Raw genomic sequence first — 10,422 nt, 5'->3', positions numbered from 1 at the left:
CACAGGCGTTGGTAATACTGGCCCGCAAGCTTGCTCGGGTGGTGTTCGCTCTGCTGAAAGGGCAAAGCGAATATCAACCAAAAGTTGGTTGAGGGTTGCCCCTCAACCATAGAATCTCCCACAGGGGAATATGTTCAGGCCAGCGCTTTCTCGTGGGTTTCAACCAAACTGTAGCGGTTCGCTGGCACTTCCAGGCCGAGATTGTCCCGTAGGGTGTGGCCGCTGTACTCGGTACGGAACAACCCTCGCTGTTGAAGCACCGGCACCACCCACTCAGTGAAATACTGCAGGCCATCCGGCAGTACCGAATTGATGATGAAACCATCGCTGGCGCCGCTCTCGAACCAGGTCTGAATGGCATCCGCGACCTGTTCCGGGGTGCCGACAAAGTCGCGCTGGGGCCGCGAGAAACGCAGGGCCACTTCGCGCAGGGTCAGGCCTTCGTCACGGGCCAGTTGCTTGATACGTTCGGAGCCCCCTTTCTGGCTGTTGGCGCCCAGGTCGCCCAGTTCAGGGAAGGGCGCATCCAGCGGGTACTGGCTGAAATCATGGTCGTTGAACGGCCGGCCGAGGGCGACGATGGCGTCTTCCACAGTGACCAGCGCCACGGCTTGCTGGTAGCGGCTTTCCACTTCGGCGGCATCGCGCCCGACAATCGGTCGGATACCCGGCAGGATCGACAGGCTGTCCGGGTCGCGGCCAAAGCCCTTGGCGCGGCGTTTCAAATCGGCGCTGTAGGCCTTGGCCTCGTCGATAGTTTCCACATGCACAAAAATCGCATCGGCGTTTTCGGCGGCAAAGTTACGCCCATCCTCCGAAGTGCCCGCCTGGAAAATCACCGGTTGGCCCTGGCGCGAACGCGCGATGTTCAGCGGGCCTTTGACCGAGAAGAATTCGCCCTTGTGGTTAAGCGCATGCAACTTGCCCGGAGTGAAGAATTCGCCGCTGTGCTTGTTATAGGCAAAGGCGTCGTCCTCCCAGGAATCCCACAGGCCCTTGACCACATTCAGGTGTTCCTTGGCGATGCGGTAGCGCACGGCGTGGGGCGGATGCTCGGCCTTGCCGAAGTTATCGGCGGTGCCACTCAGCCACGAGGTGACCACGTTCCAGCCGGCGCGGCCGCCGCTGATGTGGTCCAGGGAGGCGAACTGACGTGCTACCTGGTAAGGCTCGGTGTAGCTGACGGTCACGGTGGCGACCAGGCCGATATGAGTGGTCAGCGCGGCCAGGGCCGAGAGGATCGTCAGCGGCTCGAAACGGTTGAGGTAATGGGGGCTGGACTTGGGGTGGATATGCAGGCTGTCGGCGATGAACACGAAGTCGAACCGGGCGGCTTCGGCCAGTTCGGTCTGCTGCTTGTAGAAGCCGAAATTCGTGCTGGCGTCGGGTTGTGCCTGCGGGTGGCGCCATTCGCCCCAACCGTGGCCGACACCGTGCACCATGGCACCGAATTTCAATTGACGTGGCTTGCTCATGTTCTGCTCCTTAGCGCGAGGCTTGTTCGAGGGGGATACGCTTGGCGTTGAAGCTGGAATCGAAGCCCTGGGAGACGTCGATGTGTTGGCTCAGCAGGCCTTCTTTTACATAGGTGTCGGCGGTGGCTTGCAGGCCATGGATCACCGTATCGTCAATCGTGACCGGGGAAAGATGGGTGTCCTGGGCCACTTCGATATGCACGGCCAGTGGCAGGCCAGTGATCTTGGCTTGGGCAGCGGCGTATTGCTCGGGATGGGTATTGGCCCAGGCGTAGGCGCGATCAATGCGGGCGACAAAGTCGTCCAGTTGCACACGCTTGTCGGCAATGGCCTGGCCGGTAGCGGCGAAGTACAGATGATTGCTCAGCAGGTGCTTGCCGCTCACCAGCACGCGAGCATTGCTCTGTGAGGTGACCACGGTGGTGTAAGGGTCCCACGTCGCCCAGGCATCGGCGGTGCCGTTGTCGAGTACCAGCCGGGATTCGGCGGGCAGCAGGAAGATGAACTGCACATCCTGGGTGGTCAGCCCGGCATCGTTCAGGGCCTTGATCGCCAGGTAGTGCCCGATAGAGCCGCGCCCGGTGACGATTTTTTTGCCCTTGAGGTCGGCCGCGGTCTTGATCGGTGAATCCTTGGGCACCAGTAGCGCGGTGGTGTTACGGCCTTCGGCATGGATGATGCTGATCACCTTGATCGAGGCACCGGCGCCGAGGGCGAACACATAAGGGGCATCACCCAGGGCGCCGACATCCACAGCGCCGGCGTTCAGCGCTTCGCCCAGGGGCGAGGCCGAGGGGAATTCCGACCATTTGATCTCGTAGGGCACGTTCTGGCTTTCGCCCGAGGCTTCCAGCAGTGCCTTGATCGTGGATTTCTGGTTGGCCACGCGCAGCGGTTGCAGGTCGCCAGCCTGGACGGTGGAAAGCACGCCGAAGGCCAGGGCGGCGCCCCACAGCAGGCGTTTGAATGGGAGGGCATACAGCATGGGAAAAACTCCAGGCGTTGGGTAAAGGGAGATACCTCCGCCTGGAGAAGGGGTCGGTTGGGCGAAACGATGCAGCGCTGAATCAGATCACGTAGAAGCCATGGGTGCCGTCGCGGGCCAGTTGTTCCACGAGGCCGAACTCCCAATCCAGGTAAGCCTGCATGGCTTCCCGTGGGTTGTCGGTGCCTTCGTAGGGGCGGCGGTAGCGGTCGATACGCGGGGAAGCCAGGTGGCTTTCGCCTGACTCAAGGGGCAATTGCGCGTGGACCCAGCCGGCCGTGCCGTCCTGCAGCAAAAAGACCGGCTTGCCGGTGAGGGCCTCGACTTCCGGCACGGCCAGGCGCGCCAGTTGGCTGCTGCCGCAGGTCAACACATAGCGCTGGGCGCTCGGTACCTTGCTCAGGGCCTCGGGCAGTTGCGCGCGCAGCACCCACCAGGCGCCGGGGATATGACGTTTCACGTAGTTGGCGCTGGCCGTGAAGTCCAGCACCTGCGTGTCGCCATGGCTGAGCCAGTCGGCAAGGGTGTGGGGGCTGATCAGTTCGGCCTGGGGCGGTGGCGGTACGGGCGCGACCCATGCACCGCGTTCGCTGAAGTGCGTGGCTTGCAGGTCGTCCAGCACCGAGACCTGCCAGCCCAACTGGGCCAGCCATGACGCGGACATATTGGCGCGCACGCCGTCGTCGTCCACCAGTACCAGGTGCGCACCGCGCACACTGGCAACGTGGTCGGTCTCCTGCACCAGTTGCCCGCCCGGGGTGGCGCGGGCGCCCGGCAGGTGGCCGGCTTCGAATTCTTCTACGGTGCGCACATCGAACAGGTAGGTGGTGCGCGTCACGTCCTGTTGCCAGCGCTGCAGGTCATTGAGCGTTGCACGTTTTACCCCGGCTTTGTCGGCAACACCACGGGCCTCTTGGGCTGCGAGCTGGCGATGGTTTTCCGAGGTCGGCGCAAAGCGGCGCGCCTGGCCATGGGCGAGGGGCTGCCCGGCCAAGGTCCAGCCGATGGTGCCGTTGCGCAGGGCTACCACCGGGTTGGGGAGGCCGGCGTTGATCAACGACTGGGCGCCGATAATGCTGCGGGTGCGCCCGGCGCAATTGACGATAATGCGCGTGGCCGGATCGGGCGCCAGCTCACGGGCGCGCAATACCAACTCGGCTCCCGGCACGCTGATGCCGGTGGGGATGCTCATGGTCTGGTATTCGTCGAAACGGCGCGCATCGAGCACCACCACATCGGCCTGGCTGTCGAGCAGGGCCTGGACCTCTTCGGCGGCCAGGGACGGCGTGTGACGCTGGTTCTCCACCAGTTCGCCAAACGCCTTGCTGGGTACATTGACGTCGATAAACAGCTCGCCACCGGCCCGGCGCCAACCGTCCAGCCCATCCTCCAGCAGGCTGACCTGGGTGTAGCCCAGTGCAACCAGGCGTTCGGCGGCGCGGTGGGCCAGCCCTTCGCCGTTGTCGTACAGGGTGACCTGGGTATCGCGGCGTGGAATGCGCGCGTACACCTCCAGTTCCAGCTTGGACAAGGGGATATTCGCGGCGAACAGCGGGTGGGCCTCGGCAAAGGGGGCTTCCTCACGCACGTCGATCAGCGCGACTTCTTCACGTGCCAACAGGGCCTGGCGAATCTGCGCAAAGCTGCGGGTCGATAGGGTGGTCATAGGGCAGGGCTCTTTTCTTTGGACAGGTCCCAGATGTTCGGGAGATAGGCGTTGGAATAACCGGAGATAAACAGTTTTTCGCTGCCGTCGGGTTGATACACCGCCCGGCGCACCGCACCGATATTGGCGCCGTATACATGGATGCTGATGGACACCTGATCGCCGTGGGCATTGCTGACCTGGTGGATATCGCCGACCTTGGGCGACACCGCCTCAACTTGGCCCGGCAGCAATTGCACGGGTTCGCCTCGCGCTATCAGGCTGCCGCCCGGCGCCCGGGCAAACCCCTGGGAAACCTCCGCCCCGCGCAACATGCCGATCAGACCCCACACCCTGTGGTCATGAATCGGCGTGCGTTGCCCTGGCCCCCATACAAAGCTGACCACGCTGAACCGCTGGCGCGAATCGGCATGCAGCAAAAATTGCTGGTAGCGCTCGGGGGCGGGCTGGGCGAACTCATCGGGCAGCCAATCATCGTGGCTGACCAGTTGCGCCAGCAGCTTGCCGCCACGGTGCAGCAGGTCGCCTTCACGCGGGTTGCCGTCGATCAATTCCGCCAGGGCGCCTATGAAGGCTCTGAGTCTCTCGGGGTGTCGGGCCTGGGTCATGACCATTCCATCGGGCTGTTGGTATGCTTTTATCTAAGCATAATGTTTATTTTTAATATGCTATTTTTTAATGATTAGCTTATAGCCGGAGGTAATTTAGAACCGGTTTGAATAGTGTTAGACGTTATTGATCACTGGCTGGGCTATCCAGACCTGTGTGCGGCTACTATGCTTCACGCACATCTTAATGACTGATCTGTATGTGCGGCCCAAATGAAAATTGACGATATCGATGCCTTTGTCGAAGTGATTCGTTGCCAGTCCATCAGCCATGCCGCCGCGTCGTTGCAGCTGACCCAGCCAGCCATCACCCGCCGCGTGCAGAACTTCGAGCAGGCCCTGGGAGTGGAGTTGTTCGACCGCAACACCAAGCCCCTCAAGCCAACGCTGATCGGTACCCGTGTCTATGAGCAATGCCGGTTGATCCTGCGCGAGATGGATGCCCTGCGCGAACTGGTGGCTACCGATGCGCCGCCCACCGGGGTGCTGCGCCTGGGCGTACCGCAGACCATCGGCGATGTGGTGCTGCTGGACGCACTCAAGCATCTGCGCAGCGAATACGCCGACTTGCGCGCCCAGGTTGCCACCGGCTGGGGCAGCCAATTGGTCGGCAAGATCGAACGCGGCGAATTGGATGCGGCGGTGGCGTTGTTCCCCGCGGGCAAGATCTTCCCGGACAACCTGGTCGGTGAGTCCATCGGCAAGATGGAGTTGGTAGTGGTCTGTGCCAAGGCGCAGTTGCCGAAGAAGCCTTGCAAGCTGGCGGACGTGTACCAGAGCGGTTGGATCCTCAACCCGGACGGTTGCGGGTTCCGTGCGGGGTTGCAACGCACCTTGTCTGACCAGGGCCTGGCGCTGCGGGTGAACCTGGAAACCTTCGGCACCGAACTACAACTTGGCCTGGTGGCCGACGGCCTCGGCCTTGGCCTGGTGCCACGTCCGTTGCTGGAACGCAGTGCTCATCGCGAGCACCTGGCGGCGATGCCCCTCAAGGACTTCAAACCGGTGATGGATTTGTGGCTGATCTATCCGCATTTTCTCGGCAATCTGCAAGGACCGGTGGATGCGTTTGGTCAATGGGTGGCGGATGCTTTGCACAAGATCCGCAGCGCTGCCTGACGCCCTGCCAGCCGACGCCTATCCACCTGACACCTCGCGAACCCAATGTGGGAGCTGGCTTGCCTGCGATGACGGCCTGCCAGCCGATATTTACCTACCTGACACCCCGCGATCCAGCTGTGGGAGCTGGCTTGCCTGCGATAGCGGCCTGACAGCCGACACAGGTTGTCAGACCGAGTGCATATCCATTCCTGCGGTAACGGCCACTTAAGGTTCCGCCCTGACGGCGGCTCACTTTGCAAAAGCGGCAAAGTAAGCAAAACGCTCTTGCCCCACCACTCGGCACCTCGCCTAGGCTCGGTGTGCCCGCAATCCGCCAGTGATTTGGGGGGCCGCCGCCACGCGCCATCCATGGCGCGGGGCGGCTAAACCGGCATCCCTGCCGGTTTACCCCCCAAATCACTGTCGAATTCCGGCCAGCGTGGTTTAACGGGGCGCCTAAGATCAAAAGCAGATCAAGAGCGGCTCGCTTCGCATTGTGGTTTGTATCACTGCACGTCCACCCGCTGCACTTGCAACCCCAACTGTTCATACGCCTGCACATCCGGCGCATCCCACTCGGTAATCAGCGTATGAATACGGCTGCATGGCGCCACCACAAAGGGTTCCACCGCGCCGAGCTTGTCTGAGGTGGTCACGGCGATGACGTGGGACGCGCTGTCGAGCAAGGCTTGCTTGACGGCGACTTCACCAAAATGCAGCGAGGTGATGCCCACTTGCGGATGCAGTGCGCAAACCCCGGTGAACAACAGGTCGGCCTTGACGCTCTGGATCAGCCGCACCGCGTCATGGCCACCGGTGGAGAGCGTGGCGGGGTTGAGTTGGCCGCCGGCCAGGATCACTTTTATATGCGGATGGTCGGCCAGGGCGATGGCGATCATGGGGGATGGCGTGACCACGGTCAGGTGCAGTGCATGGGGCAAGCACTGTGCGATCTGCAAGGTGGTGGAGCCAGAATCGAACAGCACGATCTGGCCGTCTTCAACCCGGCCCGCCGCCACGCGGGCGAGGTGGCGCTTGACCTCGTTGGTTTCCCCGAGACGGGTAAAGAAATCCTTGCCGGTGTCCTTGGGCCGGGGCAGGGCGCCGCCGTGTACGCGTTGCAACAGGCCGGCGGCAGCGAGTTCGCCGAGGTCGCGGCGGATGGTGTCCTGGGACACGGCGAAATGCTCGACCAACTCGGAGGCGGTGACCTTGCCGTCGCGTTCCAGCAACAACAAGATCTTCTGTTTGCGCAGGGAAGGCAGGTCGATGGCTTGATGAGTGTTATGCATGTTTGTGCGCTTTATTGCGGGTTTGTGCGAGATTAATCGCCGGCCCATCTAAACGCAACGGCTGGTTGCCCACGCTCCTGCCGGTTACTCTCTGTGTTCAGTTCAGGGAGAGGTGACCCGATGCCGTTGATCACAACCATCGAAGACTTACGCAAGCTGGCGCAAAAACGTGTCCCCCGCATGTTCTACGACTACGCCGATTCCGGCTCCTGGACTGAGAGCACCTACCGCGCCAACGAAACTGATTTTGCGCGTATCAAGTTCCGTCAACGGGTGGCGCGCAATATCGACGAGCGTTCGATCCGCGCCAGTATGATTGGCCAGGACATGGCCATGCCCGTGGCGCTGGCGCCGACTGGCCTGGCGGGCATGCAGCATGCCGATGGCGAAATCCTCACTGCCCGTGCCGCTGCCGCGTTCGGGCTGCGCTATACCTTGTCGACCATGAGTATCTGTTCGCTGGAAGACATCGCCGAGCACGTCGGCCAGCCGTTCTGGTTCCAGTTGTATGTGATGCGCGACCGCAGTTTTATCGAGCAGTTGATCGAGCGCGCCAAGGCGGCCGGGGTGGATGCATTGGTGCTGACCCTGGATTTGCAGATTCTGGGGCAGCGCCACAAGGACTTGATCAATGGTTTGTCCGCGCCGCCCAAGCTGACCCTGCCGAACATTCTCAACATGATGACCAAGCCGCGCTGGGTGATGGGCATGCTGGGTACCCAGCGACGCGGTTTCGGCAATATCGTCGGGCATGTGAAGGGCGTGGCCGACATGAGTTCGCTGTCGTCGTGGACCGCCCAGCAATTTGACCCGCGCCTGAGCTGGGACGATGTGGCGTGGATCAAGCGGTGCTGGGGCGGCAAGCTGATCATCAAGGGCATTCTCGATGTGGAGGATGCGCGCTTGGCGGCCGATTGCGGTGCCGATGCGCTGGTGGTGAGTAACCACGGTGGCCGCCAGCTTGATGGCGCGCCGTCGAGCATCAGCCAATTGCCGGCGATTGTCGAGGCCGTGGGCAACCGCATTGAAGTGTGGCTCGACGGCGGTATTCGTTCCGGCCAGGACGTACTCAAGGCCATGGCGTTGGGAGCCAAGGGCACCATGATCGGCCGCCCGCACTTGTATGGGTTGGGGGCGATGGGCGAGGCGGGGGTGACCAAGGCGCTTGATATCATCGCCCGCGAACTGGACGTGTCGATGGCGCTCTGTGGCTATAAGGATATACGCGAAGTGAATCGCGAAATCCTGTTGCCCGGTACCTTTCCTGGAAGCACGGCTTGAGCAAAAAAAACGTAAAAATATAAAAAGAGTTGTCCACGAAAACCGTGGGTATCTCTGTGGATAACTTTGCGAAGGCCCGGCAGCGTTGGCGATTTCAGCGAAGATCATTATTTGATCAACTTGTATTTCGGGCCAACATGGCCAGGGTTTGCGCTTGACAGCCAAGCGCGAACCCAGTGCCGAAAAGCATATTTATGAGGCGTTATCGCGGCCTATGGAGTGTGTGACGACCTGGGCGGGCATCTTCGTACGCATCAGGTTTTCCAGCGCCTGGCCATAGCTGCGTCCGGCGAGGTTCATGCTGTTGTTATGGCTGGCACCTGGCACCAGCAACAGGTGTTTGGGTTGCTGCGCGGCTTCGAATAACTGCTGGCTGAAGCGCGGCGGCACGTAGCGGTCGTCAAGGCCGTGGACCACCAGCAGCGGCATGTGGATGTCGGCAATCTTGTCGATGGAATCGAACTTCTGCGACAGCAACCAGCGTACCGGCAATGAGGTGTTGGCAACGGCCGTGGCGACATCCGCCAGGGAGGTGAACGTGGACTCGATCACCAGCCCACGCACCGGCAATGGCACCTGCTTGCCCAACTCGGCAGCAAGATCGATGGCGACCGCGCCACCCAGGGAGTGCCCGTAGATCAGGCGCTTGCCGGGGTCTGGTTGCAGGGTCTGGAAACGCTCCCAGGCAATGCGTGCGTCCTCGTACACCGTGGCTTCCGAGGGCAGGTCGCCCTGGCTTTGGCCAAAGCCGCGATAGTCGATGGCCAGGACCGAAAAGCCCAGGGCATGCAATTGCTCGATGCGAAACAATTGACCCGTGAGGTTCCAGCGTACCCCGTGCAGGTAGAGGATGGCGGGCGCGTCTTTGTTGGCTGCCGGGTACCACCAGCCATGAATGTTCTGCCCTGCTTTGAAACTGGCGGGCTTGAGTTCGAATTCCTGCACCGCCTTGGGCAGGCCGGTGTACCAGCCGGCGGTTCCCGGCTCGATGCGAAACACAAGTTCGCGCTCCTTGTGTTGCAACACGGCGCAGCCGACCGGCAGGCCGACAATCAACACGGCCATGCACAGCCATACAAGCCAGCGCAGGCCCCGGCGGGGCATAGAAACAGAAGACATGAAGGTTCCAGAACAAAGATGAAGCACGGGTTTTACCAGATGGCCTCGGCGGGTAGGCATTAATGCGACGGCCGTGACGGATGAAAGTGTTACAGCATTGAACAATCCTCGTGCGGGTTGATAGGGTGGACGGCTTGAACCTGCCCTACCTGCAAAGGCCCACACATGAACAACAGCCCCGTGCGCATCACCGCCGAAGAAACCCTCTCGGACAACTGGTACCTGCTGAAGAAATACAGCTTCGACCTGCGCCGTCGCGACGGCAGTTGGCAAGCTCAGACCCGCGAGGTGTATGACCGGGGTAACGGTGCGACCATCCTGTTGTACAACCGCGACCAACGCACGGTGTTGTTGATTCGCCAGTTCCGCATGCCCACGTTCGTCAACGATTACCCCGGCTACCTGATTGAAGCAGCGGCCGGTTTGCTCGATAACGCCAGCGCCGAAGAACGCATCCGCCTGGAGGCCGAGGAAGAGACCGGCTATCGCGTCGGGCATGTTGAGAAAATCTACGCGGCGTTCATGAGCCCGGGATCGGTGACGGAGCGGATTCACTTTTTTATCGGCGAATACCAGCCAGGCGACCGAGTGGGGGCGGGCGGAGGCCTGGAAGAAGAGGGCGAGGATATCGAGGTACTGGAGCTGGGCTTTGAGCAGGCACTGGCGATGGTGCAGAGCGGGGAGATTGTGGATGGCAAGACGATTATGTTGTTGCAGCATCTGGAGCTGCGAATGTTGAAAGAGGGGTGGTGAGGTATGCCTTCATGTGCATAGGTATCTACACAACTTCGGCACGACGCTAAATCTGTGGCGAGGGAGCTTGCTCCCGTGACGGCCTGGCAGCCGACACAGATATAACTGATGCCCCGCGATCCAATGTGGGAGCTGGCTTGCC

At 61.5% G+C, this 10,422-nt stretch carries 9 protein-coding genes; 3 read left to right on the top strand and 6 right to left on the bottom strand.

Going from position 1 to position 10,422, the window contains the following annotated elements; all coding sequences use genetic code 11:
* Positions 1-134: 134 nt before the first annotated feature.
* The 4 genes from JJD66_RS27320 to JJD66_RS27305 all read right to left on the bottom strand — a co-directional run bounded on the left by JJD66_RS27320 (position 135) and on the right by JJD66_RS27305 (position 4,734).
* On the bottom strand, positions 135-1,475 hold the full coding sequence (locus JJD66_RS27320; RefSeq protein ID WP_200649467.1) for an LLM class flavin-dependent oxidoreductase: 1,341 nt from the start codon (positions 1,473-1,475) through the stop codon (positions 135-137).
* A gap of 10 nt (positions 1,476-1,485) precedes the next feature.
* Positions 1,486-2,460 (bottom strand): ABC transporter substrate-binding protein, encoded by a 975-nt coding sequence (locus JJD66_RS27315; RefSeq protein WP_198715413.1) that lies wholly within the window; start codon positions 2,458-2,460, stop codon positions 1,486-1,488.
* 82 nt (positions 2,461-2,542) lie between these two features.
* Complete coding sequence (locus tag JJD66_RS27310; RefSeq protein ID WP_200649466.1) at positions 2,543-4,126, bottom strand: rhodanese-related sulfurtransferase; 1,584 nt, start codon at positions 4,124-4,126, stop codon at positions 2,543-2,545.
* The gene (locus tag JJD66_RS27305) at positions 4,123-4,734 is read right to left on the bottom strand and encodes a cysteine dioxygenase (protein WP_200649465.1); all 612 of its coding nucleotides are present in this window, start codon (positions 4,732-4,734) and stop codon (positions 4,123-4,125) included. The genes JJD66_RS27310 and JJD66_RS27305 overlap by 4 nt, the downstream gene beginning before the upstream one ends.
* A 213-nt stretch (positions 4,735-4,947) precedes the next feature.
* On the opposite strand from JJD66_RS27305, the gene JJD66_RS27300 reads away from it, so the two are divergent.
* Positions 4,948-5,853, top strand: a complete 906-nt coding sequence (locus JJD66_RS27300; protein WP_032896831.1) for a LysR family transcriptional regulator — start codon at positions 4,948-4,950, stop codon at positions 5,851-5,853.
* 488 nt (positions 5,854-6,341) lie between these two features.
* Here JJD66_RS27300 and JJD66_RS27295 read toward each other — a convergent pair whose 3' ends face one another.
* Positions 6,342-7,127, bottom strand: coding sequence for a DeoR/GlpR family DNA-binding transcription regulator (locus JJD66_RS27295; protein ID WP_200649464.1), 786 nt, complete (start codon positions 7,125-7,127; stop codon positions 6,342-6,344).
* A 120-nt stretch (positions 7,128-7,247) separates the two neighbouring features.
* On the opposite strand from JJD66_RS27295, the gene JJD66_RS27290 reads away from it, so the two are divergent.
* Positions 7,248-8,408, top strand: a complete 1,161-nt coding sequence (locus tag JJD66_RS27290; RefSeq protein ID WP_014718172.1) for an alpha-hydroxy acid oxidase — start codon at positions 7,248-7,250, stop codon at positions 8,406-8,408.
* A 192-nt stretch (positions 8,409-8,600) separates the two neighbouring features.
* Here JJD66_RS27290 and JJD66_RS27285 read toward each other — a convergent pair whose 3' ends face one another.
* Entirely contained in the window at positions 8,601-9,527 is a 927-nt protein-coding gene (locus tag JJD66_RS27285; protein ID WP_198716144.1) for an alpha/beta hydrolase, read from the bottom strand.
* Positions 9,528-9,692: 165 nt separating this feature from the next.
* Here JJD66_RS27285 and JJD66_RS27280 point away from each other — a divergent pair, with 165 nt between their 5' ends.
* A complete protein-coding gene (locus tag JJD66_RS27280; RefSeq protein ID WP_198716143.1) occupies positions 9,693-10,280 on the top strand; it encodes an NUDIX domain-containing protein in 588 nt (195 codons plus the stop codon).
* The last annotated feature ends 142 nt before the right edge of the window (positions 10,281-10,422 follow it).

Source organism: Pseudomonas sp. MF6751 (assembly GCF_016613265.1).
Lineage (GTDB): Bacteria > Pseudomonadota > Gammaproteobacteria > Pseudomonadales > Pseudomonadaceae > Aquipseudomonas > Aquipseudomonas fluorescens_BV.
The sequence above is the reverse complement of the archived record's forward strand: the minus strand, read 5'-3'. Positions and strand labels throughout refer to the sequence as shown.